Source organism: Pseudomonas sp. OV546, assembly GCF_900116845.1.
In the GTDB taxonomy this organism is placed as follows: domain Bacteria; phylum Pseudomonadota; class Gammaproteobacteria; order Pseudomonadales; family Pseudomonadaceae; genus Aquipseudomonas; species Aquipseudomonas petroselini.
Map to the genome: position 1 here is coordinate 459,050 of NZ_FPCE01000002.1, position 22,889 is coordinate 481,938.

Annotated in this window: 21 protein-coding genes, 5 tRNA genes and 1 pseudogene; 9 read left to right on the forward strand and 18 right to left on the reverse strand. The window is 60.6% G+C overall.

Features of this window, described 5'->3' with window-relative positions; all coding sequences use genetic code 11:
• Window positions 1-35: 35 nt before the first annotated feature.
• The 5 genes and pseudogenes from BM403_RS32465 to BM403_RS07320 all read right to left on the reverse strand — a co-directional run bounded on the left by BM403_RS32465 (window position 36) and on the right by BM403_RS07320 (window position 5,905).
• Window positions 36-965: a methyl-accepting chemotaxis protein gene (locus tag BM403_RS32465; RefSeq protein WP_371914009.1), complete on the reverse strand. Its 930-nt coding sequence runs from the start codon at window positions 963-965 to the stop codon at window positions 36-38.
• Window positions 942-2,033: pseudogene (locus tag BM403_RS32470) on the reverse strand (methyl-accepting chemotaxis protein); the annotation flags it as partial. The pseudogene BM403_RS32470 and the gene BM403_RS32465, both read right to left, overlap by 24 nt.
• A 263-nt stretch (window positions 2,034-2,296) precedes the next feature.
• Window positions 2,297-3,133 (reverse strand): regulatory signaling modulator protein AmpE, encoded by an 837-nt coding sequence (gene ampE / locus BM403_RS07310; RefSeq protein WP_093542225.1) that lies wholly within the window; start codon window positions 3,131-3,133, stop codon window positions 2,297-2,299.
• On the reverse strand, window positions 3,130-3,693 hold the full coding sequence (gene ampD, locus BM403_RS07315) for a 1,6-anhydro-N-acetylmuramyl-L-alanine amidase AmpD (RefSeq protein ID WP_012722166.1): 564 nt from the start codon (window positions 3,691-3,693) through the stop codon (window positions 3,130-3,132). Before ampD ends, ampE begins: the two co-directional genes overlap by 4 nt.
• Before the next feature lie 61 nt (window positions 3,694-3,754).
• A complete protein-coding gene (locus BM403_RS07320) occupies window positions 3,755-5,905 on the reverse strand; it encodes a DUF1631 domain-containing protein (protein WP_093542227.1) in 2,151 nt (716 codons plus the stop codon).
• 246 nt (window positions 5,906-6,151) lie between these two features.
• Here BM403_RS07320 and nadC point away from each other — a divergent pair, with 246 nt between their 5' ends.
• Window positions 6,152-7,000, forward strand: a complete 849-nt coding sequence (gene nadC / locus BM403_RS07325; protein WP_012722164.1) for a carboxylating nicotinate-nucleotide diphosphorylase — start codon at window positions 6,152-6,154, stop codon at window positions 6,998-7,000.
• Between the two features lie 600 nt (window positions 7,001-7,600).
• On the opposite strand, the gene BM403_RS07330 is transcribed toward nadC, so the two are convergent.
• The 4 genes from BM403_RS07330 to BM403_RS07345 form a co-directional block, all read right to left on the reverse strand.
• Window positions 7,601-7,906 (reverse strand): DUF6388 family protein, encoded by a 306-nt coding sequence (locus tag BM403_RS07330; protein WP_064054729.1) that lies wholly within the window; start codon window positions 7,904-7,906, stop codon window positions 7,601-7,603.
• A gap of 159 nt (window positions 7,907-8,065) precedes the next feature.
• Window positions 8,066-8,138, reverse strand: a tRNA-Thr gene (locus tag BM403_RS07335).
• A 48-nt stretch (window positions 8,139-8,186) separates the two neighbouring features.
• Window positions 8,187-9,587 carry an O-antigen ligase family protein gene (locus tag BM403_RS07340; protein ID WP_093542229.1) on the reverse strand — a complete coding sequence of 467 codons (1,401 nt, stop codon included), beginning with the start codon at window positions 9,585-9,587 and terminating at the stop codon, window positions 8,187-8,189.
• 36 nt (window positions 9,588-9,623) lie between these two features.
• Window positions 9,624-10,037 (reverse strand): pilin, encoded by a 414-nt coding sequence (locus BM403_RS07345; RefSeq protein ID WP_043206123.1) that lies wholly within the window; start codon window positions 10,035-10,037, stop codon window positions 9,624-9,626.
• Between the two features lie 202 nt (window positions 10,038-10,239).
• Here BM403_RS07345 and BM403_RS07350 point away from each other — a divergent pair, with 202 nt between their 5' ends.
• From BM403_RS07350 to yacG, 4 genes are read left to right on the forward strand one after another with little or no spacing between them, the layout of a single operon-like run.
• A complete protein-coding gene (locus tag BM403_RS07350) occupies window positions 10,240-11,448 on the forward strand; it encodes a type II secretion system F family protein (protein ID WP_093542231.1) in 1,209 nt (402 codons plus the stop codon).
• Window positions 11,445-12,311: a prepilin peptidase gene (locus tag BM403_RS07355; RefSeq protein ID WP_093542233.1), complete on the forward strand. Its 867-nt coding sequence runs from the start codon at window positions 11,445-11,447 to the stop codon at window positions 12,309-12,311. The genes BM403_RS07350 and BM403_RS07355 overlap by 4 nt, the downstream gene beginning before the upstream one ends.
• Complete coding sequence (coaE, locus tag BM403_RS07360) at window positions 12,308-12,931, forward strand: dephospho-CoA kinase (protein WP_093542235.1); 624 nt, start codon at window positions 12,308-12,310, stop codon at window positions 12,929-12,931. Before BM403_RS07355 ends, coaE begins: the two co-directional genes overlap by 4 nt.
• On the forward strand, window positions 12,928-13,128 hold the full coding sequence (gene yacG / locus BM403_RS07365; protein WP_064054725.1) for a DNA gyrase inhibitor YacG: 201 nt from the start codon (window positions 12,928-12,930) through the stop codon (window positions 13,126-13,128). Before coaE ends, yacG begins: the two co-directional genes overlap by 4 nt.
• Here yacG and BM403_RS07370 read toward each other — a convergent pair.
• Together BM403_RS07370 and BM403_RS07375 are read right to left on the reverse strand one after the other, a co-directional pair.
• Window positions 13,125-13,340 carry a hypothetical protein gene (locus tag BM403_RS07370; protein ID WP_012722156.1) on the reverse strand — a complete coding sequence of 72 codons (216 nt, stop codon included), beginning with the start codon at window positions 13,338-13,340 and terminating at the stop codon, window positions 13,125-13,127. The two genes, yacG and BM403_RS07370, sit on opposite strands and share 4 nt — an antisense overlap.
• 75 nt (window positions 13,341-13,415) lie before the next feature.
• Window positions 13,416-14,105: an energy-coupling factor ABC transporter permease gene (locus BM403_RS07375; RefSeq protein ID WP_093542237.1), complete on the reverse strand. Its 690-nt coding sequence runs from the start codon at window positions 14,103-14,105 to the stop codon at window positions 13,416-13,418.
• A gap of 104 nt (window positions 14,106-14,209) precedes the next feature.
• Here BM403_RS07375 and BM403_RS07380 point away from each other — a divergent pair, with 104 nt between their 5' ends.
• Genes BM403_RS07380 through BM403_RS07390 form a run of 3 tightly spaced genes read left to right on the forward strand, consistent with a single transcriptional unit; the run spans window position 14,210 to window position 16,426 of the window.
• Window positions 14,210-14,839: a DUF1780 domain-containing protein gene (locus tag BM403_RS07380; protein ID WP_010213242.1), complete on the forward strand. Its 630-nt coding sequence runs from the start codon at window positions 14,210-14,212 to the stop codon at window positions 14,837-14,839.
• Window positions 14,840-14,893: 54 nt separating this feature from the next.
• Entirely contained in the window at window positions 14,894-15,067 is a 174-nt protein-coding gene (locus BM403_RS07385) for a DUF3094 family protein (RefSeq protein ID WP_012722154.1), read from the forward strand.
• A gap of 60 nt (window positions 15,068-15,127) precedes the next feature.
• Complete coding sequence (locus tag BM403_RS07390) at window positions 15,128-16,426, forward strand: NAD(P)/FAD-dependent oxidoreductase (RefSeq protein ID WP_046034084.1); 1,299 nt, start codon at window positions 15,128-15,130, stop codon at window positions 16,424-16,426.
• 132 nt (window positions 16,427-16,558) lie between these two features.
• On the opposite strand, the gene BM403_RS07395 is transcribed toward BM403_RS07390, so the two are convergent.
• From BM403_RS07395 to rluD, 7 genes are all read right to left on the reverse strand, one after another.
• Window positions 16,559-16,635: transfer RNA gene (locus BM403_RS07395), tRNA-Pro, on the reverse strand.
• Between the two features lie 94 nt (window positions 16,636-16,729).
• Window positions 16,730-16,805 (reverse strand) — tRNA-Lys (locus tag BM403_RS07400).
• Between the two features lie 5 nt (window positions 16,806-16,810).
• Window positions 16,811-16,887, reverse strand: a tRNA-Pro gene (locus BM403_RS07405).
• 9 nt (window positions 16,888-16,896) lie between these two features.
• A tRNA-Asn gene (locus BM403_RS07410) sits at window positions 16,897-16,972 on the reverse strand.
• Window positions 16,973-17,288: 316 nt separating this feature from the next.
• Window positions 17,289-19,853, reverse strand: a complete 2,565-nt coding sequence (gene clpB, locus BM403_RS07415) for an ATP-dependent chaperone ClpB (RefSeq protein ID WP_046034085.1) — start codon at window positions 19,851-19,853, stop codon at window positions 17,289-17,291.
• A 146-nt stretch (window positions 19,854-19,999) separates the two neighbouring features.
• Window positions 20,000-20,725, reverse strand: coding sequence for a peptidoglycan editing factor PgeF (gene pgeF / locus BM403_RS07420; protein ID WP_093542239.1), 726 nt, complete (start codon window positions 20,723-20,725; stop codon window positions 20,000-20,002).
• The gene (gene rluD, locus BM403_RS07425) at window positions 20,722-21,684 is read right to left on the reverse strand and encodes a 23S rRNA pseudouridine(1911/1915/1917) synthase RluD (protein ID WP_010565584.1); all 963 of its coding nucleotides are present in this window, start codon (window positions 21,682-21,684) and stop codon (window positions 20,722-20,724) included. The genes pgeF and rluD overlap by 4 nt, the downstream gene beginning before the upstream one ends.
• A 149-nt stretch (window positions 21,685-21,833) precedes the next feature.
• Between rluD and BM403_RS07430 the strand changes: the two genes are divergently transcribed.
• Entirely contained in the window at window positions 21,834-22,859 is a 1,026-nt protein-coding gene (locus BM403_RS07430; RefSeq protein ID WP_012722150.1) for an outer membrane protein assembly factor BamD, read from the forward strand.
• The last annotated feature ends 30 nt before the right edge of the window (window positions 22,860-22,889 follow it).

A 22,889-nucleotide genomic window follows, 5' to 3' on the forward strand; every position in this document is an offset into this window, starting at 1 on the left:
CTACACCAACAAGAGCGAATTCCCACACCACGGTCTTACACGCGAAACGCACCGATCAAGTGCTTCAACTCAATCACCTGCATCGACAGTTGCCGGCTCGCCGCCTCGGTCTGGTGCGCTCCTTCGGCGGCGTATTCGCCAGCCCGATTGATGGCCACGATGTTCTGGTCAATGTCGTGGGCAACGGCGGTCTGTTGTTCCACGGCGGCGGCGATCTGCTGATTCTGATCAACGATCATCCCTACGGCGCCGAGGATATTTTCCAAAGCCTGCTGGACTTTTTCCGACTGACCCACGGTGCCGTTGGCCATCTCATGGCTGCTGCCCATGGCCCTTACTGCCGCCGCCACACCGCCTTGCAAGCGGCTGATCATCTGTTCGATTTCCTCAGTGGAGTGCTGGGTGCGCCGGGCCAGGGTGCGCACCTCGTCGGCCACCACCGCAAAACCACGCCCCTGCTCACCGGCCCGCGCCGCCTCGATGGCGGCATTGAGTGCCAGCAGGTTGGTTTGCTCGGCGATGCTTTTGATCACTTCCAATACGCTACTGATGGACTGGCTGTCGGTGGCCAATTGGTTGATCACCCGCACCGACTGATCGATCTCCGAGGCCAGCCGCGCAATGCTGCCCTGCTGGGATTGCACCAAGCCACGGCCGCTGACGGTTTCGTCGTTGACGCTGTGAGCGCTGCTGACCGCCGTCGCCGCGCTGCGCGCGACCTCCTGGGCAGTGGACGACATCTGGTTCATGGCCGTCGCCACCTGCTCGATCCGGGTACGCTGCCCGGCAACCGCCTGATTGCTCCGGGCCGAGACCGTTTCCACCTGGCCAGCCTGGAGTTCAACCTGGCTGACGGTGTGCCCGACGCGCTCGATCAAGTCATGGATCTTCGCCACAGTGCCGTTGAACAGCTGACCCAGGTCGCCCAGTTCATCGCGGCTCTGGGCGACAAACGTGACGGTCATGTCGCCGGCCGCCACCTTGTCCATCATCGCGCCCAGTCGGCGCAGCGTGGTGCGGGTGGAGGCATAGAAGCCTGCGTACAGATAGAAGATCAGCAAGAACACCGCCGTCAGGGCAGAGACCAGCACCACCATATGCGTGCGATTCTGCGCCAGGCGCTGCTCCAACTGCTGCTCCAGGAACGTCAACGTGGCGTCGTCAAGCTGGTAGGTCCGGACCATCAGTTGGCTGACGCTGTCGTAGAATCCCTGCCAGGGCGCGTCGAGGGTTTCGGCCATCACCACCTGCTCCTCAAACAACTCGCTGCCTTGCTTGAGGCTGGCACTGCTGGCCTGGGCCAGGCTGTCTAGCGTCGCGTGGGCGGCGTTGCTGGAGCCCAGGGCATCCTGCAACTTCAGGCCATATTCGGCTTGGAGTTTTTCCAATTGCTGCAGCAGTTCGTCAAAGCGCGTACTGGACGCCGAATTGAGAAACCCCTGGCCCAGGGAGTAAGCGCCCATCGCCCGACCTTCGCCGAGGGTCTGGGTGACCTGCGGGGTGACGCTGGTGATCAGTGCGCTGAGCTGGCGCAAATCACTCTGGGAATCGCGGCTCAAGCCGGATTGACTGGCGATGATCTGGCTGAGCATCTGGGCCTTGTTGAGCAACTTGCCGATCAGTGCACTTTTGCTCAGCAGCGACGTTTCCTGTTGCTGGGCCTTAAAGGCCGCAATCAACTCGTCGCGCTTGGCGTCAAACGCGGTGATTTGCTCAGGCTCGGCGGTCACGGCATTGAGGCCTTGCAGGCGGGTCAGCACGCTGTGTTCCAAGGCGCTGATCTTGCCCTCAAGGTCACCGGCCTTGCCGGATTGGCCAAGGGTCGCGTTGATCTGTACTTGGTTGTTGAGGGTTTCCAGGTCGCGGCGCAGGGCCAGGCTGCTGCCGAGCAAGTCGAGGCTTTGCAGCTCCACACGGGTACCCTGGAATTCACGCCACGAATCACGCACCAGGTAGTAGTTGGTCGCCAGCATCGGCAGCAGGAACAACACACTGATCAAACTGAACTTCATGCCGAAGCTCAGGCGGTTCATCAACGCGACAGCGGGATAGAGCAAGCTCTTCACTGTGAACTCCCCTTCTTTTATTTTTATTGAGGCGCAGGGCGGCAGTTAGCCAGCATCTGTATAGCTCAATTTGAAAGGGAGTTTTGTAACTTAAGGTTAACGAAAGGAGGGGCGCCACGGAAACAATGCGGTTTCACTCAGGATACGGTGGGGGTGCTTCGCAGCCCAGCGCAGGGCAAGCCTGCTCACTACAGCAAGCCCGGCCCCACATTTTTTGAGTGCGTTCGCAGTCAGGGCAACACGGTCCAGATCGCAAACCCGGCATACCACAGCACCGCCGCACGCAGCAGCAGCTCCCATATCCGGTCCAGGCTGTTGATGCCCTCGGGACCTACCGCCGGCGGCGGGATTTCGGCAGCGACCAAGCCGACTTTTTCCACCAGTTCAGCAGCGCTGATGTCCCAACTCAGCAGTTCGTGCAACATCACACGACCGACTGCGACGAAGTTGCCCACCAGGGCAAAACTGGCCGCCAGCAGGCGTACCGGCAACCAGTCAAATGCATGACGCAGTTGCCCGGCACGCTCAGCCACCAGGGGGTTCTTGCTGTGTTCACTGGCCAATGCGAGCAGGCGGTACGCCAACGCGGCAACCGGGCCCAGCAGGAAATACCAGAAAATCACCGCGAAAAAGCTCTGGTAGGCCTGCCACAACAGATGGCCCTGGACGCGTTCGAGCAATTGCTCGCCACTGTCGGCGCTCAGGTTCAGGTCACGCTCCGCGACATGCTCGGCCGCTTGCAGGTCGCCACGTCGCCAGGCATCGCGGAAGGGCCCGAGCCCGGCGAGCAGATCACCGCGGCCCAGGCTGTAGATCACGACCAGCAGGTGCACTGGCAGTGCCAGCAGTCCGTAGGCCACCGGCTCCAGTACCAGCAGCAACAAGGCCAGTAGCGCGACGGGGAACAACACCAGTAACGCCAGAATCAGCCAGGGTTGCTTGCCCATGCGTGGGCTCGATTCCAGCTTGGCCAGTTCGCGCAACCAACCGCCATCACGTTGCAATCGCTGGCGCAGCGCCGAGAACTTCTCGATCCATACGGCCAGTACCAACACCAGGAAACTCATCGTGCGTGTCCTCCATCCTGCAGGGCGCTGCGAAAGCGCGTCCAATCAAAAGCGGGGCCGGGATCGGTCTTGCGCCCCGGGGCGATATCGCTGTGACCACACACGCGCTGGGGAGTAATGTCGGGGTAAGCCGCCAGCAACTGGCGGCTCAGATCGATCAGCGATGCGTATTGGGCATCTGTGAACGGCAGATCATCCGTACCTTCCAGCTCAATCCCCAAAGAAAAGTCATTGCAGGTTTCTCGCCCCTCGAACTGCGAGACCCCGGCATGCCAGGCCCGATCGAGGCAGGATACAAACTGCGTCACCGTACCGTCGCGCTCAATCAGAAAATGCGCGGACACCCGTAGGGCGGCAATCCCTTCAAAGTAGGGATGTTCCGTGACATCCAGGCGATTCTGGAAAAATTCCTGCACTTTGCCAGTGGCGAACTGCGCCGGTGGCAGGCTGATGTTATGCACCACCAACAGTGAGATTTCGCCTGTGGGGCGCTCGTTGAAGTTGGGTGAAGGGCAATGACGGATGCCCTCGCACCAACCGCTGGTGGGGTCCAACTGCATACAGGTTCCTTGAATGAGACAAAGTCTGACCAGTATGCCGCGTTCGCCCCTCCGGTTGCGATCACTTGCCGTGATTGAGTTGCCGCAACTTGCCCACTACCGCGGCCAACGCGCGCTCGAACAGCGGTCCGTCATCCAAGGTATGCAGCACGCCACGCTTGAACGCCAAGGCCAACTGGCCGGCGCTTCTCTCCAAGACCTTGAGCCCCGTGCGACTGGTAAAAATATACGTATGGGCTGGCGCCATGATCGCCGTCAACTTGCACCGCAGCGCGTTGGCGTCGTCTTCCTGGAACACCACCCAGCCTCCCACCTTGAGTTGATGGGCCCTGAGCAGGTCGGGGTCGTTGTCCGGCAAGTCGATGACCTGATCGGAGGACGTTGCGCTGAGTACAAACGGCTCGCGCACTTCGATCAACTCATCAACGCCTTCAGGCGCCTGGACATGCAGGGCCTGCAAGCGCACAAAAAATTCTCGCGTGCTGAAGGGGTCGAACGCCGCGCTGGTCAGACCGTCGCGCAACGCCTTGAGCAAACCGGGCAGTTGCTCGAGTAAATGGCGCCCGGCTTCGGTGTCTTGTTGCAAGCTGACGCTCCAGATCAGCTCGTCCATGGTGCGCAGGCCCGCTTGCCATTGCACTGACTGCTCGCCGTGTTTGAGGCTGGCCAGCAACAGCACCTGGCTCCAGGCCTGCTGCAGGAACTGTACGACCGGACGCGGCAGGACCTTGCCTAACAGCCGTTTATTCAGCACGTCGGCCACGCGCTGGCGGGCGGCTTCGGTGCGCACGCGCCCGGCTTCGGCATCGCGGGTGTGCTGTTCAAGCAAGTCGCTGCGCCGCCGTTCATCGGCGGTAAACGCGCTGAACTCCGCGAGCAATTGGGAAAAAATCGCCGGATCTTCGACGAACTCATTGAGCAAGCGCTGCACCACCTGCTCAATGCGCAGGTAGAGGTGGTCACGCTGGTAGTCATCACGCGGGCTGCTGCCCATGGCGGCCGCGGCGATTTCATTGAGCAGGCGCCGCGCCGGGTGGCTGGGGTGGCTGAAAAAGCTTTTGTCCAGCACCGCTACTTTCAGCATCGGGATCTGCAGGCGGCCGATCAGGGCCTTGAAGGCATGGGGTATGGCGCGGTCGTTGAGGATGAATTCGAACAGCAGCGCAATCAGGTTGATCACGTCTTCGTCAGCCGCCTCCACCACCCGCGACTTACCACTCTTGACGCTGACTCGGGTGAGCAACTGCTCAAGCTGGTTACGCAGGTCGAAATCGTCCTCGGCCTCAGGCTCCGGCACGTACTGCTGCAAGTGGGAGAGCAGGCGCAACAGGTCACGGGTGGCAATGGGCAGCGGTTCAGCGCTGGCTTCAAGCGTCGGCGCCACACTGCCGCGTACCGCTGTCAGTAATGGCTGGAGCGCGGCGAACGCTTGCTGGCCATTTTCGTCGACGAGCGGGTCGGCGGCCGACGAGGTTTCTTCAGGCGGGAGTTCACGCCCCGCACGCCCCTCGATGCGGCGGCAAGGTACGGCCTTGAGTTCAGGCAATACACCCGTCGCGACCAGCAATTGATTGGCTTCGCCGTAGAGCTGGTCGGCATCGCTGAGCACGTATTTTTCAAACAACTTGAGCATGATCAGTTTGACGCGGATCTCTACGCCCAGGCTGCGCCCCGCGCGCAGGAAAAACTCACACAGCAGTGCCGGCCCCAGAGGGTTCTCACGCTCATCCAGGCGGTTGCCCAGCAAAGCGCTCAAGCGCGCCGTGAGTTGCCCCAGGGCCAGGCCGTCACGGTGCCGCACCCGCCCCAGCATGGCTTCAAGCGCTACGGCTTTCTCCAGGTCATCCTTGGAAGACCCCGGCACCGCGTCATAGGAAACCACGGGCACCAGTTGCAATTCCCCTCGCCCCGCCTGGCCCAGGCTGGCAAAAGCTCCAAACAGTTGCTCCATGAACACGCGTTCGAAATTCTTGCGCTTGAGGCGCAGGTCGCGCATGGCTTCAAAGAAAATATGGTGATCGAGGTTGTTGCGCGCCTTGTCGGCCATTTCGAACAACGTGTCGTCAGCGTTATCGAACAGGTCCTGCAGACCTTGTTGAAGCTGTTGCGCGGCCTTGTCGCGCAGCTGCTGCAACACCACCGGCAGGCGGGCGAGCGGCGATGGCGTAGCGTGTGCCTTGTTGATTGGCACCACCTTTCCGTCATTGTGCATCCTGGCCTCCTGAAACGGCGGTATTGGGGTGGGGAAACATCGGGTACGGGCCCCGTCGGGAACCAGAAATAACCGCTTATCCTCAAGACGTCAAAGCTATGACGCCAATTGCAAGGCGCGAGATTATCTTGCAAATGAGGGGGGTTGCGCCAGCAAACTCTGCCATTACGCGGTAAATGAGTGGTGAGCCTGGGTTCGAACGCACACTGCCCCTATAATCGGGGCACTTTGTCTGTGGAGCCTGTTATGCCGAATCTCCGTCTTGCCGACCTCACCGCCGAAATCGAAGCCAACGTGCGCCGCGCACTGCTGGAAGACATCGGCAGCGGCGACATCACTGCGCAGTTGATCCCGGCCGAACGGCTGGCCACGGCCACCATCATTACCCGTGACGCGGCGGTTATCGCCGGTACAGCCTGGGTGGATGCGGTCTTCCGCCAACTGGACCCGCGGGTCGCCGTGCATTGGCAGGTGGCCGACGGTGAACGCGTCAGCCCCAACCAGGCGCTGTTCCACCTTGAAGGCCCGGCGCGCTCGCTGCTGAGCGGCGAACGTTGTGCACTGAATTTCCTGCAACTGCTGTCCGGCGTCGCCACACGCGCCCAATTCCTGGCGGATTTTGTCGCCAGCACCCAGGTCAAGCTGCTGGATACCCGCAAGACTTTGCCGGGCCTGCGTCTGGCGCAGAAGTACGCAGTCACCTGCGGGGGCTGCCACAACCACCGTATCGGTTTATATGACGCGTTCCTGATCAAGGAAAACCATATCGCAGCCTGCGGCGGCATTGCCCAGGCGATCACGGCCGCCCACAAGATCGCACCCGGCAAGCCGGTGGAAATCGAAGTGGAAAGCCTGGAGGAACTGCGCGAAGCCCTGGCGGCAGGCGCCGACATCATCATGCTCGATGAGTTGAGCCTGGACGATATGCGTGAAGCCGTGCGCCTGAACGGCGGCAAGGCCAAGCTGGAGGCCAGCGGCGGGATCAATGAAAGCACCCTGCTGCCGATTGCAGAGACCGGGGTGGACTACATCTCGATCGGCGCGATGACCAAAGATGTGAAGGCAGTGGACTTGTCGATGCGCCTCAGTATCTAGCACTTTCGAAATGCGTGTTTGGTGAGCGGGCTTGCTCCGCGCTGGGCTGCGTAGCAGCCCTAACGAGGCCGCCGCGTTTTGTCAGATAGAACGGGGTGGCAGGTTTTGGGTCCGCTTCGCAGCCCAGCGCGGGGCAAGCCCGCTCACTACAACGGCGTTTGAGTGACCAGGTCATTCGTCTCGCAATGCTCTTTCGGTGTCGATGCACCTTAGTATCCAGCATGTTCGAAAATGCGTGTGTGGTGAGCGGGCTTGCCCCGCGCTGGGGTGCGTAGCAGCCCCAACAAGGCCGCCGCGTTTTGTCAGGTAGAACGGGGTGGTAGGTGTTGGGCCTGCTTCGCAGCCCAGCGCGGGGCAAGCCCGCTCACTACAACGGCGTTTAAACGACTAGGTCATTCATCTCGCAATGCTCTTTCGGTGTCGATGCACCTTAAGTATCCAGAGCGCTCGAAATGCGTGTGTGGTGAGCGGGCTTGCCCCGCGCTGGGCTGCGTAGCAGCCCCAACGAGGCCGCCGCGTTTTGTCAGGTAGAACGAGGTGGCAGGTGTTGGGGCCGCTTCGCAGCCCAGCGCGGGGCAAGCCCGCTCACTACAACGGCGTTTAAACGACTAGGTCATTCATCTCGCAATACTCTTCCCACTCGACACCCAGCACCTCGGCCGCCTCTCTATGCAAGGCCAGCCGTGCCGCTTCGAACTCTTCCGGTGTCGATGTGTACTTGAGGGTCAGCTCCCAGGGCTGGTAGCCCTGGCTTTCGGCCTCGTCCTCGAATGCCCACTGAATCTGGTCGCGCTGGTCATCGGCGCTCAGGTCCTTGATCTCTTCTTTAAGCTGCGGCGATTCCTCAAGGTATTTCTCGAGGGCTGCTTGATGCCGAACTTCCTGGGTCATTTCAGTCGTGGTCATGTCGTTCTCTTAGATCGAGGAATGGGGATGCATCTGGGTCATCAAGGTTGCGCAGATACAAAAGAGCGGGCGCAAATGCCGGCTCGTCTGGCCTTCAGAACCATTCTGGGATCATCTGAAAACATTGCCTTTGAAACGGTGGAACCTTTGTTGCCTTTTTGCCCGAGACAGGAATCGAACCTGCGACCTTCGCGTTACGAGTGCGCTGCTCTACCGACTGAGCTACACGGGCGGTGGGCTAAAGCTAGCACCGCATCGGAAGTCCGGCAACTTGCCGCCGTCAGCGAGCAATCACCCCTTGGGCCCAGAAGCGTGGCTGAAGGTAAGTGCCATGGGCGTCCAGGTACTGCTGCTGGGCTTGCTTGATGTGAGGTACGTCACGCACAGCGATCACGATCAACAGACCAACGGCCAACACGCTCAGTGTTTTCCAGATGCGCCAGGCGAATGACCGCTCGACACCGACAGCGGTTCGCCACACATGCAGCGCCATCAACCAGCCCACCACCAGCGCCAACCAGACTTGAGAGTTGGGCATCACCATCACACCGTCGACCATCGATTGCACCAACGCACCGATCAGCGCGGCAAACAGACACAGCCGCAGCAGGTCTGCACGTTCGGCGCACTGCGCACGCTCACGCAGTACCCCGAGCGTGGCCCACCCGCCTCGCCACGCCAAAACCGTAACGCACAGCGCCGATGGCACCCCCCATTCACTGGCCCACTGCAGGATGGCCTGGTGGGGGTGAGCGGCAATCTTGTTGGCAACATCGGCAAAATGCATCGGCCCGAACCCCAGCCATGGCCTTTCGACGAGCATGTGCCAGGCCTGCCACCAGATCGGGCCGCGCCCCGACAGCGAGGTGGTGAGGCGATCGCCGGCAGCATTGGCGATCTCGATCCCGAGGTAATCCGCCAACACCGCAAACGACAGCCAATACAGCAACAGCCCGCCAAGCACTGCGGCGAGTTGCCAACCCAACCAGCGTCGGCCCCATGGCCCCAGCACTGCCAACACCCCACCCGCCGCGCCCATGCCGAGCCAGGTGCCGCGCGTGCCGCCGCCGATCGCGATCATCCACCACACGCACAGCAACGCAAACACTGCAGCTTTGAGCGAGCGGGAGAGCGTGGGGATCAACAAGGGCAGCGCCAGCAGCGGCAGGGTGAACGTCTGGAATTGACCGTAGAAGCGTTTGTTGGAAAAGCCCGACAGCAACAGGTCAGGATCCAGCGTCCGCTCAGCAGCGGCGAACGCAAGCACGCCCGCATACACGTATTGAACCGACTTGATCAGGCACAGCAGCACCACCACCATGATCAAGACGCGATCCAAAGACTCGCCCCCGTGACGACGCAGCAAGGCAAACGCCACGGCAATCGCCCCGCAACTGACAAACAACGCCACTTCGGCAAACGCCCAGAGGGGCTGATGGGCCAGCGCTGATGACACCAGGCCCAGCACGATAATGAGCGTCAGGCCCAGTGCGGTGGGCCGGTCCGTCAACCGTTCAACGCGGACGACCGACAGCCCGTACAGCACCGCGCAGAACCCGACGGCGATCTGCATCGCCCGCTGCAAATCATGCCCACTGAACGGTGCACAAATCCCGACAACCAGCAGACACACCACTGTGACCAGAAAAATACTGCCGCGCTGCTGTACGGATAACGACATCGGCCACCTCTTACGTCCATGTTGACGGTTCAGCACTTATGCCCCGTCGGCGCCGCATCCCTTGGCGACATACTTTGCGTCGGCGGTGGTGGTGCATTTCCAACCGGTGGTGGCATTGCGCGTCAGGCTGATGGTCTTGCCCAGCACCGGCGCTGGAGCGTCGAGTATTTCGCAGCTGATAGAGCCCGCACCCGTGCCTACATCGCCTGCCACGTCGATCTTGCAGTTGGCTGTCGGGCTGGTACCGCCGATCAATGCGAGGGTCGGTACGGTGCCTTGGTTGAGGGTGTCTTCGTACCCGGGTTTCAACGCAGTGATTTCAGCCAGGCCTGCGGTGAACTTGGCCTTGGCCTGGTGGGTGGTGTACATGGGCAGGCCAATGGTGGCCAAAATGCCAATGATTGCCACGACGATCAACAGCTCGATCAGGGTAAAACCTTTTTGACGTATCACATTCACTCTCCAGGATAGAACTCATGACAGGGCGCGTCCTGCGCCCCGTATTTTGCAGCGGCGCCAGTGTACTCATCCGCAGGCGGTCAAGCGCCTGCAGGACGCACATTCTGACATTTTATCCTGCACCGCCAGCGTGCCCGAAGTCGTCACCTGACTACGCTATAAATCTTCGACGACCTCTGTGCGGAACCGTGACATGGACAACGCTGCAACGATCTACGCCTGGGAAGGCATCAACCGCAAAGGACGCTGGGTGTCCGGGCAAACCACGGGGCACAACCTTGCCCTGGTCAAGGCTCAGTTGCGCCGGCAAGGCATCAGCCCAGGGGCTGTGTACAAGAAATCCGCCTTGCTACCGAGCCTCGCGCCGTCGATCAAATCGGCGGACATCACCCTGCTAACTCGACAGCTGGCCACGCTGCTGAAGGCTGGAATCCCACTTCTACAAGCCTTCGACATTATCGGTGAAGGCTTCGAAAGCCGCCCTGTGCGCGAGCTGGTGCAGGTGTTGAAACAGGCAATCGCCGCCGGCACCAGCCTGGCCGAGGCGCTGCGCAAACAACCGCGCTATTTCGATGAGCTGTACTGCAACCTGGTGGCCGCCGGCGAACAGGCTGGCGCACTTGAAACGCTGCTGGAGCGCGTGGCGATCCACCGCGAAAAGAGCGAGCAGCTACGGGCCAGGATCAAAAAGGCCATGACCTATCCGATCGCAGTCCTGGTGGTCGCCAGCCTGGTCACCGGCGTGCTGCTGATAAAGGTAGTGCCACAGTTCCAGAGTTTGTTCGCCGGGGTCGACGGCAAGCTGCCCGAGTTTACCTTGCAGGTCATCGCCCTCTCCGAGTTCACGCAAAAAGCCTGGTGGGTCGTGGCCCTGGGCATGCTTGCCGGAGGCTTGGGGTGGCGCCAAGCGTATCGCACCTTCCCTGATTTTCGTCTGCGGGTAGACGCCGGTTTGTTGAAAGCGCCCCTGGCAGGCAAACTGCTGAAAAAATCCGCAGTGGCCCGCTACGCCCGTACGCTTTCCACCACCTTCGCCGCCGGTGTTCCATTGGTGCAGGCGCTGGATTCAGTGGCCGGCGCCGCAGGGTCGGGGCCATTCAGACAGGCAATCGAGCATATGCGACATGATGTATCCACCGGTATGCAATTGAATCAATCCATGGCCGCCAGCGGCCTGTTTCCCAGCATGGCGATCCAGATGACGGCCATCGGCGAAGAGTCGGGCACGTTGGACCGCATGCTGGAAAAAGTCGCCAACCATTACGAGGCCGATGTGGACAACCTGGTCGATAACCTCACCAGCCTGATGGAACCGCTGATCATGGTGGTATTGGGGGGCATCGTCGGCGCGCTGGTGATCGCCATGTACCTGCCGGTCTTTCAGTTGGGGAGCGCGTTTTGAACCTGCTATTGGTTGAGCAGCCCTGGGCTTTTGTGGCGATGGCCGGGGTGCTGGGGCTGATCGTCGGCAGTTTTCTCAACGTGCTGGTGTGGCGCCTGCCGAAAATGCTCGAACGGGAATGGCGCGCCCAGGCCCACGAAGTGCTCGGCTTGCCCGCTGAGCCTGCCGGGCCGACTTACAACCTGATGCACCCCAACTCCTGCTGCCCGCACTGCAACCATCCGATACGCCCATGGGAAAATATCCCGTTGCTCAGTTACCTGTTTCTGCGCGGCCGCTGCGCCCATTGCCAAGGTCCGATCAGCGCCCGTTATCCACTCACTGAACTGGCGTGCGGGTTGATCTCGGCCTGGGTGGCCTGGCATTTCGGCTTTGGCTGGCAGGCGGGCGCGATGCTGGTGCTGAGTTGGGGCTTGTTGGCGATGAGCCTGATCGATGCCGACCATCAACTGTTGCCGGATGCGCTGGTGATGCCGCTGCTCTGGCTGGGACTGATCGTCAACGCGCTTGGCCTGCTGACGACGCTACCCGATGCCCTCTGGGGCGCGGTTATCGGGTACATGAGCCTGTGGAGCGTGTTCTGGCTGTTCAAGCTGACCACCGGCAAGGACGGCATGGGCCACGGTGACTTCAAGCTGCTGGCACTGCTCGGTGCCTGGGGTGGCTGGCAGATCCTGCCGATGACACTGCTGATATCGTCGCTGGTCGGGGTGTTCGTAGGCTTGATCCTGATGCGCCTGCGCAAGGCCCGGGCGTCGACACCGATGCCGTTTGGTCCGTATCTGGCAATTGCCGGCTGGATTGCATTGCTCTGGGGTGGTCAAATAACCGACTTCTATTTGCAGTCTGTCGGTTTCAGATGACCACTTCTGTTGCAACACCCTGGATTCTAGGCCTCACCGGCGGCATCGGCAGCGGTAAAAGCGCAGCGGCCCAGCACTTTATCGACCTGGGGGTCGACCTGGTGGACGCCGACCACGCGGCGCGCTGGGTGGTCGAACCTGGCCGGCCGGCACTGGCGCGCATCGCCGAGCATTTTGGCGCCGGCGTGCTGCAGCCGGACGGCCAGTTGGACCGAGGGGCATTGCGCAAGCTGATCTTTGAAGTACCCGAAGAGCGCCGCTGGCTCGAAGCCTTGCTGCACCCACTGATTGGCGATGAGATTCGTAGCCACCTGGCGCGCGCGAAGTCGCCTTACGCGATACTGGTGTCGCCGCTGCTGATCGAGTCCGGCCAGTACAGCATGACCCAGCGCATCCTGGTGATCGACGTGCCGCAATCGCTGCAGATTCAGCGTACCCTGCAGCGCGACGGCATCAGCGAACAACAGGTGCAGGCGATCCTCAAGGCCCAATCCAGCCGCGAAGACCGCTTGAACCATGCCGATGACGTGCTGGTCAACGACCAGGACCTTGCCTGGCTGCACAGCGAGGTCGAGCGACTGCACCACTTTTACCTTACTTTGCGTGGAGGCCGATCATGAGCCAACCCTTGACCGTCGACTGCCCAACCTGCGGCGCCCCCGTGGAATGGACAGCGACCAACCTCAACCGGCCGTTCTGCTCGGACCGCTGCAAACTCATCGACCTGGGCGCCTGGGCCGCTGAGGAACATAAGATTCCGGTGGCCCCGGATGCCGAAGACGAGCTGTTTTCCGAAGACCTTCCGCCGCGTCACTAAGGGCGCATAAAGGCATATTCCTGCTGGTCGTCGAGGTTTTCTGCAAGGTATTGCAGCTCGTCGGCCAGGTCTTCAAAGCTGCGCACGCCCTTGCTCTGCTGCACCACCGCGCTGAGCATGGCGCGCAGGGTCAAGCCTGGGTCAAAACCGATTTCCAGCGCCGCATCCTGGCTTCTGCGCAACTCCTGCCGTGCCCACTCATACACACTCATGATCTGTGCTCCCGCCTTGCCTAGGAAAATTTCGCAGAGCATGGGCCTGCTCGGCCGGGCGGGATTTGATCTGGGTCAACGCTCTGAATCGCCGTCCTTCCAGGGTGCCGAGAGGTAGCGCGTACGGTTGAAAGTCTCCAGCCATTCCGGGCAGAACACCACCAAGGCGCTGATGACCATGCCGTTGATGAAGGCTTCGGGAAAGATGAGTAGCCACAGATAACCGACAAAATCCTCCAGCCATTCCGGCATGGCAAAACGGCCGTCGAGCCACAAAAGCCCCAGCCCTAGTAGCAAGCACAGCAGCGCCGACAGCGCGGCCGCGAAAAAACCGGAACAGAAGATATACACAAAGGGATTGCGTGGCTGCGCACGCTCGACCAGCAGCGCGCAGGCTTCGGTGACCAGCACCGGCAGCACGATCAGCAGCAGGCCGTTGACGCCAAGTGCTGCAAGGTCCTGGCGCCCCAGCACCATCAGACCCAACTGGGCGGCAAAGCCACCGACGATGGCCAGCGGCCAATCCAGCAGCAGGGTCACGGCAGTCATGCCGATAAAGTGGTAGGACACCCCCGTATCAAAATCCCGCCGCACCAGCCACAGCATGAACAACGCGAACACGGTGCCGAACAGCAGATGCTGACGCCGTCGGTCGGCAAACAGTTCGACCCAAGGTGAACGCAAGATGGCCCACGCCACCACGGGTGCGTACAACAGCCAGCCGATGCCCATTGTTGTCGGCGCCAACATGGCGGCACTGATCACGGCAGTACTCCCCCTGCGTCGGACATTAGTCGGATGATCAGTCTACACCGACGTTTCACAAGGGTACTTCCTGCGGTCATCATTTGGGCGCTAAGCTGCTAGCTATGGATGACTCTGATTACTTGCGCCTGCTCACCGTAGCGGCCGAACAAGCCAATGCGTTCTTGTCCAATGCCCGCAAATGGGAGCGTGAGCGTTGGGTCTGCCAGCGCCTGCTGCAAGGCTTGAACGTGCCCTACCGGGCCGAAGAATTCCACGCCGCCGGGCAAGAGCCCCCGGATGTGCTGTTTCGCGATGCCAGCTTCGAGGTGTTTTTCGTGCTGGACGAGGGCCGACGCTTGAATGACGAATGGCGCGACGAGTTGCTGCGCCGACGCAGCGCGTTCTCCCTGAGCCAGTTGGTGCGGCGCGAAGCCAAGCCGCGACGCATCCCGGCCCATGAGTTCTTACTGCGCCTGGCGCCCACGCTGCGCAAGAAGGCCCATAACTACAAAGAGCGCGGCATGGACCTGGGGGAGCTGGATATCGTCGCCTTCACCAGCCTCAAGCGTGAAGTGCTCGACCTCAATAGCCACTTCCCGCCACCGACGGAATACCTGCGCCAGGGCTGGCGCTCACTGTCGCTGGTGGGGCCGACTTTCGCACGGGTGTTGTTCGCCCATCCGGATGCGCCGGATTTCTTGCGCAACAACCTGGGTCGCAGCATAGTGTTCGACGTGGGTATCAGCCTCTGAGCCCCCGGACTGTAACGTGGCGCCCTTTTGCAACGTCTACCTGACGAGGCCTTTATGACCAGCCGCCTGAACCCCGATGACCAACAGCATGTCGAAGAGTACCTGCAACTCTCCCAGAACCAAGTCGAGCGTAAGCCTTTCCGGCCGTGGCTGCTCCTTGGTGTGGTGTTGGCAGTGGTGATCGGCCTCGGCTTGCTGAGTCGCCTTTTGAGTTACCTGACGCTATGAGCTGCCTGGCGCTCGCGGGGGTAACTGCTCCGATTTCTTTTAGCCTTGCGAGATATCCCCATGACCCATCGTATTATTATCGTCGGCGGCGGCGCCGGCGGCCTGGAGTTGGCTACCCGCCTGGGTAAGACTCTGGGCAAGCGCGGCACCGCCAGCATCACGCTGGTGGACGCCAACCTGACCCATATCTGGAAGCCCTTGCTGCACGAAGTGGCAGCCGGTTCGCTGAACTCTTCCGAAGACGAACTCAATTATGTCGCCCAGGCCAAATGGAACCACTTCGAGTTCCAACTGGGGCGCATGAGCGGGCTCGACCGCGAACAGAAGAAAATCCAGCTGGCCGCCACCCTCGACGAAGAAGGCCGTGAGCTGGTGCCCGCGCGGGTACTGGGCTATGACAGCCTGGTGATCGCAGTCGGCAGCACTACCAACGATTTCGGTACTGAAGGCGCAGCGCAACATTGCCTGTTCCTCGACACCCGCAAGCAGGCCGAGCGCTTCCACCAGCAATTGCTCAACCACTACCTGCGCGCCCATGCCGGGCAGACGGATGTGGTGGAAAAAATCAGCGTCGCCATCGTCGGCGCAGGGGCTACGGGGGTCGAGCTGGCCGCCGAACTGCATAACGCCGCCCATGAGCTGGCCGCCTACGGCCTGGACCGCATCAAGCCGGAAAACATGCACATCACCCTGATCGAAGCCGGCCCGCGGGTACTGCCTGCGCTGCCGGAGCGGATCGGCGTGCCGGTGCATAAAACCCTGGAGAAGCTTGGGGTGACGGTCCTGACCAACTCGGCGGTCAGCGAAGTGACTGCCGATGCGCTGATCACCAGTAGCGGCCAGGTCATCCCTGCGAGCCTCAAGGTATGGGCGGCCGGTATTCGCGCGCCGGGTTTCCTCAAGGACATCGATGGCTTGGAAACCAACCGCATCAACCAGTTGCAAGTGCTGCCGACGCTGCAAACTACCCGCGACGAAAACATCTTCGCCTTCGGTGATTGCGCCGCCTGCCCGCAAGCGGGCACCGACCGTAATGTGCCACCACGGGCCCAGGCAGCTCACCAGCAAGCTTCACTGTTGGCCAAGTCACTGAAATTGCGCATCGAGGGCAAGGACCTGCCGTCGTACAAGTACACCGACTATGGGTCGCTGATCTCGCTGTCGCGGTTCTCGGCGGTGGGCAACTTGATGGGCAACCTCACCGGCAGCGTAATGCTGGAGGGCTGGTTGGCGCGGATGTTCTACGTGTCGCTGTACCGCATGCACCAGATGGCGCTGTATGGGGTCTTCCGGACAGGGATGCTGATGCTGGGCAGCAAGATTGGGCGCGGGACTGAGCCACGTCTGAAATTGCACTGATAACTCGGTCTCGGATGGGACCTTGTAAAGGTGGGAGGGGGCTTGCCCCCTCCCACCTTTGCTTTGCGGTGAGTTCAGGATTTACGCGCACAAAAAAAATCCCCGTATCTTTCGATACGAGGATTTTTAATATGGTCGGGGTAAGGGGATTCGAACTCCTGACATCCTGCTCCCAAAGCAGGCGCGCTACCGGACTGCGCTATACCCCGGTAAAAAAAAGGCGACCTCTCAGTCGCCTTCTTCGATCAGCGCTTTTGGCCTCTGATCTTAAGATTCGATTCCAGCGTTAACTGGTCTCAAAAATGGTGGGTCGTGTGGGATTCGAACCTACGACCAATTGGTTAAAAGCCAACTGCTCTACCAACTGAGCTAACGACCCAAATATGGTCGGGGTAAGGGGATTCGAACTCCTGACATCCTGCTCCCAAAGCAGGCGCGCTACCGGACTGCGCTATACCCCGGTTTGAAATTGGCTCCGTGACCAGGACTCGAACCTGGGACCCAATGATTAACAGTCATTTGCTCTACCGACTGAGCTATCACGGAACTACATATTTCAAAGTGTTACTTATTTCAAAGCATTTTTACTGCGGTGCAACCTTCTCTTTGACCTTTCCGTATCGCTACGTTCGTGTCTCTGAGGCGCGCTATTCTACAATCTTAAAAAACCCTGTCAACCCTTTAAATTGCTTTTAAGACAATGATTTGCGCTTGTTTCTGATTTCTTCTTGGGGAGAAGAAACCCGTGGGCTGACGTTGCTGCGGGGCGCACTTTACAAGCCTTTGCCTTACAGTTCAACGCCCTATCGAAAAAAAAGGCCTCGCAATGCGAGGCCTTCTCTTATTACCCAGCAGTTGGGGCTCAGTGGAAGACGATTTCGTCGTTTTCCACCGTTGCCGTAACGCTGGTCCCTGGCATAAAGCCGCCCGACAGGATCAGCTGGGCCAACGGGTTCTCGATCCAGCGCTGGATCGCACGTTTCAACGGCCGTGCGCCATACACCGGGTCGTAACCCACCGCGATCAGCTTGTCCAACGCCTCCTGGCTCAGGTCCAGCGACAACTCGCGCTCAGTCAGACGGCCACGCAGACGACCCAGTTGGATCTCGGTGATGCCCGCAATCTGATCCCGTGCCAAAGGCTCGAAGATCACCACTTCATCGACCCGGTTAATGAATTCCGGGCGGAAGTGCGTGGTCAACGCATCCATCACCGCCGCACGCTGGGCTTCACGGTCGCCCACCAGTTCCTGGATCTGCGCCGAGCCCAGGTTGGAGGTCATCACGATCACCGTGTTGCGGAAGTCCACCGTACGCCCGTGGCTGTCGGTCAGGCGGCCATCCTCCAGCACTTGCAAGAGGATGTTGAACACATCCGGGTGCGCCTTCTCGACCTCATCCAGCAGGATCACCGAGTAAGGCTTACGCCGCACGGCTTCGGTCAGGTAACCGCCCTCCTCGTAGCCCACATAGCCTGGTGGAGCGCCAATCAGGCGAGCCACCGAGTGCTTCTCCATGAACTCAGACATGTCGATTCGCACCATGGCCTCTTCAGTATCAAAGAGGAACTCGGCCAAGGCCTTGCACAGCTCGGTCTTACCCACACCGGTCGGGCCGAGGAACATGAACGAGCCGCTCGGACGATTCGGGTCGGACAAACCGGCCCGGGAGCGCCGCACCGCATTGGACACCGCCACCACGGCCTCTTCCTGACCGATGACACGCTGGTGCAACAGGCTTTCCATTTTCAGCAGCTTGTCGCGCTCGCCTTCGAGCATCTTCGACACCGGGATACCGGTCCACTTGGAGACGACTTCGGCAATTTCTTCCTCGGTCACCTTGCTGCGCAGCAACTGGTTCTCGCTTTTGCCGTGCTGGTCGACCATCTGCAGGCTGCGCTCCAGGTCAGGGATCACCCCGTACTGCAATTCGGCCATGCGGTTCAGGTCGCCTTTACGGCGGGCAGCTTCAAGTTCCTGCCGCGACTGCTCGATCTTTTGCTGGATCTGGGCAGAGCCCTGTACTTCGGCTTTTTCCGAGGTCCAGATTTCTTCCAGATCCGAATACTCACGTTCCAGACGGACGATTTCTTCCTGGAGTTTTTCCAGGCGTTTCTTCGCCGCGTCGTCTTCTTCTTTCTTCAGGGCCTGGGACTCAACTTTCAGTTGAATCAGGCGCCGGTCCAGACGGTCGAGCACTTCCGGCTTGGAGTCGATTTCCATGCGGATACGGCTGGCAGCTTCGTCGATCAAGTCGATGGCCTTGTCGGGCAACTGACGGTCGGTGATATAGCGATGGCTCAATTTGGCCGCCGCAATGATCGCGCCGTCGGTGATCGCCACCTTGTGGTGGACCTCATAGCGTTCTTTCAAGCCACGCAGGATGGCGATGGTGTCTTCTTCGCTCGGCTCTTCCACCAGCACTTTCTGGAAACGACGCTCAAGGGCCGCGTCCTTTTCAATGTACTGGCGGTATTCGTTGAGCGTGGTCGCACCCACGCAGTGCAACTCACCCCGCGCCAAGGCAGGCTTGAGCATGTTACCAGCGTCCATCGAGCCTTCGCCTTTACCGGCGCCGACCATGGTGTGCAGCTCGTCGATAAACAGAATGATCTGCCCTTCCTGCTTCGACAGCTCATTGAGCAGGGATTTCAGGCGTTCTTCGAACTCGCCACGGAACTTGGCACCGGCGATCAACGACCCCATGTCCAGGGACAGCAGGCGCTTGCCTTTGAGGCCGTCCGGCACTTCTCCGTTGATGATGCGCTGGGCCAGCCCTTCGGCAATCGCGGTTTTACCCACGCCAGGCTCACCGATCAATACCGGATTGTTCTTGGTACGACGTTGCAGCACTTGGATGGTGCGACGGATTTCATCGTCACGGCCGATCACCGGGTCAAGCTTGCCCTCTTCGGCGCGCTTGGTCAGGTCAACGGTGTATTTATCCAAGGCCTGGCGCGACTCCTCGTGGTTGGGGTCGTTCACCGCATCGCCGCCACGCAGGTTGTTGATGGCGTTTTCCAGTGCTTTCTTGCTCACGCCCTGACCCAGCAACAACTTGCCGAGCTTGCTGTTCTCGTCCATGGCCGCGAGCAGCACCAGTTCACTGGAGATGAACTGGTCACCTTTCTGCTGGGCCAGGCGGTCTGCCTGGTTAAGCAGGCGCGCCAGATCCTGCGACATATTCACGTCGCCGGTAGGATTTTGGATTTTCGGCAGTTGGTCGAGCTCTTTGCTCAACTCCTTGCGCAGGCTGTTGACGTCAAAGCCCACCTGCATCAGCAAGGGTTTGATAGAACCACCTTGCTGCTCCAGAAGCGCCTGCATCAAGTGCGCAGGCTCAATGGCCGGGTGGTCGAGGCCCACCGCCAAGGATTGAGAGTCAGACAGTGCCAACTGCAATTTGCTGGTTAAACGATCAATACGCATTAGTCACCTTCCTTTTGAGCAGGCCGGAGCTATAAAACATCCTGAATGAAGAAACCTGCCAGATACCCCTATAGATGGGGAGGATTCTGCAAGATTCAAGCGAGCGATGGTCGATATGGACCGGGTTTGACCCAGGTCAAGAGAGTCTAGCGTTCAAGCCAGATAAGCGAGGCGAAACGTCCGGTGCGGGGGCTGCGCCGGTAGGAAAAGAAGCGCGGGTCGGTCACCGTGCAGAACCCACCACCATAAACAGCCGTGACACCGCGCGCGGCGAGGCGCAAACGGGCGAGCTTATAGATGTCGGCCATGAACTTGCCGGTGTTGCGGCTGGGCACAAAGGCTTCGGCGGTGGCCGGCAGTTGCTGCATGAAGGCTTCACGCACTTCCGGGCCGACTTCAAAAGCTTGCGGACCAATCGCTGGACCGAGCCAGACCAATACGTCATCAGGCTGGGCATCGAGGCTTTCGAACGCCGCTTCCAGGACGCCCGCCGCCAGCCCACGCCAACCGGCATGAGCAGCAGCCACACGGGTACCAGCACGGTTGCAGAACAACGCAGGCAGGCAATCGGCGGTCATGGAGGTGCAGGCGATGCCGGGGGTGCTGGTCCAACTGCCATCCGCTTCGGCGGTGCGCGACGGATCGGCCTCAACCACGGTGACTCCGTGGACTTGGCGCAACCAGGCAGGCTGTATGTCGAATACATCGGTCAGACGACGGCGATTTTCAAGGACGGCCTCCAGGCCGTCCTCGACATGATCGCCCAGGTTGAGGCTGTCGAACGGCGCCAGGCTGACGCCGCCCGCACGCGTAGTGACGCAGGCTTTGACCTGGGCCGGTGCGGGCCAGTCAGGTATCAGCCAGTCACTCACCCGACAAACGCCTCGCGATCCTGCTTGAGCAACGACAACAACCAGACCAGATCGTCCGGCAGAGGCGATTCCCAGCTCATCCGCTTACCGCTCGTCGGATGGTCCAGCTCCAGGAAGCGTGCGTGCAGTGCCTGGCGCGGGAAGGTTTTCAACGACTCAACCATAGTTGCGCTGGCCGCCGGTGGAATACGGAAGCGCCCGCCGTAGGCCGGATCACCGACCAACGGGAAGTTGATATGCGCCATATGGACGCGAATCTGGTGGGTACGCCCGGTCTCCAGCTTGACCCGCACATGGGTGTGGGAGCGGAAACGCTCGAGCACACGGTAGTGGCTCACGGCCTGCTTGCCGCCCTCCATCACCGCCATACGCTGGCGCTGCTGGCCGTGACGACCGATTGGCGCGTTGATCTTGCCACCCGCCACCACCACGCCGATCACGATGCATTCGTAGATCCGGCTGACGCTGCGGCTCTGCAATTGTGTGACCAACTGCGTCTGAGCCTGAATGGTCTTGGCCACCACCATCAAGCCGGTGGTGTCCTTGTCCAGACGGTGCACGATACCGCAGCGCGGGACGTTGATGATGTCCGGCACATGGTGCAACAGGGCATTGAGCAAGGTGCCATCAGCGTGCCCGGCCGCCGGGTGAACCACCAGGCCTGCGGGTTTGTTGATGACCAGGATGTCGTCGTCTTCATAGACGATATCCAGCTCGATGTCTTGGGCGACCCATTCTCCCTGGGCTTCCTGCTCGGCAGTCAGCTCAAGAATCGCACCGCCATGGACTATGTCTCGCGGGCGGATAACCGCTCCATCCACAGTCAGGCGGCCGTCTTTGATCCAGGCGGAAAGGCGCGAGCGCGAGTGCTCAGCGAATAATTGTGCGGCGACTTGATCGAGGCGTTGGCCGCCCAATTCGGACGGCACCTCTGCGCGAAGTTCAATTTTATCGGACATGCTCAGACTAGGCGTGGCGTAGCCTTTGGTTTCGGCTGCGCGCTTGTGGTTAAATACGGCGTCTTTTGCCCCGAGGCTTTCAACGGGGCGCTCATCATAACAGGACGGCCCCGCCCAAGACAGCGGCCGTCATAGGGACGCAAGCCGCCATGCAAGTGAAACACCTGCTGCTGATCGCCATCCTCGCCATGACTGCTGCTTGCTCGTCAACAAAGGACGTCGTCGACGAAAACCTGAGCGAAGTCGAGTTGTACCAACTGGCTCAGAAAGACCTGGACAACAATAGCTACACCAGCGCCACAGCGAAGCTGAAGGCACTGGAGTCGCGCTATCCGTTCGGGCGTTATGCCGACCAGGCCCAGCTCGAACTGATCTACGCCAACTACAAGAACGCCGAGCCGGAAGCCGCCAAGTCCGCCGCCGAGCGTTTCATCCGCCTGCATCCGCAGCACCCGAACGTCGACTACGCCTACTACATGAAGGGCCTGACTTCGTTCGACCAGGACGTCGGCCTGCTGGCGCGCTTCCTGCCGCTGGACATGACCAAGCGTGACCCGGGCGCTGCCCGCGACTCCTACAACGAGTTCGCCCAGCTGACCAGCCGCTACCCCAACAGCCGCTACGCGCCGGACGCCAAGCAGCGCATGATCTACCTGCGCAACCTGCTGGCGTCCTACGAGATCCACGTGGCCCACTACTACCTGACGCGTCAGGCCTACGTAGCAGCCGCCAACCGTGGCCGTTATGTTGTCGAAAACTTCCAGGAAACCCCTTCCGTGGGTGATGGCCTGGCCGTGATGACCGAGGCTTACCAGCGTCTGCACCTGGACGAGCTGGCCAGCACCAGCCTGGAAACCCTCAAGCTCAACTACCCGGACCACCCAAGCCTGAAAGACGGCCAGTTCGTGCCTCAGGTTGCTGAAGCCGACAACCGTTCGTGGCTGAGCAAGTACACCCTGGGCCTGATCGAGTCCCGTCCACCGCTGCCGCCGGGCGAAACCCGCGCCAACCAGGACGTGATCAAGCAGTTCCAGGACGCCAAGGAAGCCATTCCTTCGGAGCTCAAGCCCCACGACGAGAACGGCGACGTAATCGAAGAGGAAGAGCCACAAGCCCAGGGCAACAACCAGGATCGCTCGTGGTTCAGCTACATGACCTTCGGTGTGTTCGACTGATTGCACCCTGCGTCATCAAAAGGAGCCTTT

Excerpts from the sequence above, each read along its gene's own strand:
- BM403_RS32465 (WP_371914009.1), bottom strand. The coding sequence starts at position 965 with ATGACCGTCACGTTTGTCGCCCAGAGCCGCGATGAACTGGGCGACCTG.
- ampE (WP_093542225.1), bottom strand. The coding sequence starts at position 3,133 with ATGAGTTTCCTGGTGTTGGTACTGGCCGTATGGATCGAGAAGTTCTCG.
- ampD (WP_012722166.1), bottom strand. The coding sequence starts at position 3,693 with ATGCAGTTGGACCCCACCAGCGGTTGGTGCGAGGGCATCCGTCATTGC.
- BM403_RS07320 (WP_093542227.1), bottom strand. The coding sequence starts at position 5,905 with ATGCACAATGACGGAAAGGTGGTGCCAATCAACAAGGCACACGCTACG.
- nadC (WP_012722164.1), top strand. The coding sequence starts at position 6,152 with ATGCCGAATCTCCGTCTTGCCGACCTCACCGCCGAAATCGAAGCCAAC.
- BM403_RS07330 (WP_064054729.1), bottom strand. The coding sequence starts at position 7,906 with ATGACCACGACTGAAATGACCCAGGAAGTTCGGCATCAAGCAGCCCTC.
- BM403_RS07340 (WP_093542229.1), bottom strand. The coding sequence starts at position 9,587 with ATGTCGTTATCCGTACAGCAGCGCGGCAGTATTTTTCTGGTCACAGTG.
- BM403_RS07350 (WP_093542231.1), top strand. The coding sequence starts at position 10,240 with ATGGACAACGCTGCAACGATCTACGCCTGGGAAGGCATCAACCGCAAA.
- coaE (WP_093542235.1), top strand. The coding sequence starts at position 12,308 with ATGACCACTTCTGTTGCAACACCCTGGATTCTAGGCCTCACCGGCGGC.
- yacG (WP_064054725.1), top strand. The coding sequence starts at position 12,928 with ATGAGCCAACCCTTGACCGTCGACTGCCCAACCTGCGGCGCCCCCGTG.
- BM403_RS07370 (WP_012722156.1), bottom strand. The coding sequence starts at position 13,340 with ATGAGTGTGTATGAGTGGGCACGGCAGGAGTTGCGCAGAAGCCAGGAT.
- BM403_RS07380 (WP_010213242.1), top strand. The coding sequence starts at position 14,210 with ATGGATGACTCTGATTACTTGCGCCTGCTCACCGTAGCGGCCGAACAA.
- BM403_RS07385 (WP_012722154.1), top strand. The coding sequence starts at position 14,894 with ATGACCAGCCGCCTGAACCCCGATGACCAACAGCATGTCGAAGAGTAC.
- BM403_RS07390 (WP_046034084.1), top strand. The coding sequence starts at position 15,128 with ATGACCCATCGTATTATTATCGTCGGCGGCGGCGCCGGCGGCCTGGAG.
- clpB (WP_046034085.1), bottom strand. The coding sequence starts at position 19,853 with ATGCGTATTGATCGTTTAACCAGCAAATTGCAGTTGGCACTGTCTGAC.
- rluD (WP_010565584.1), bottom strand. The coding sequence starts at position 21,684 with ATGTCCGATAAAATTGAACTTCGCGCAGAGGTGCCGTCCGAATTGGGC.
- BM403_RS07430 (WP_012722150.1), top strand. The coding sequence starts at position 21,834 with ATGCAAGTGAAACACCTGCTGCTGATCGCCATCCTCGCCATGACTGCT.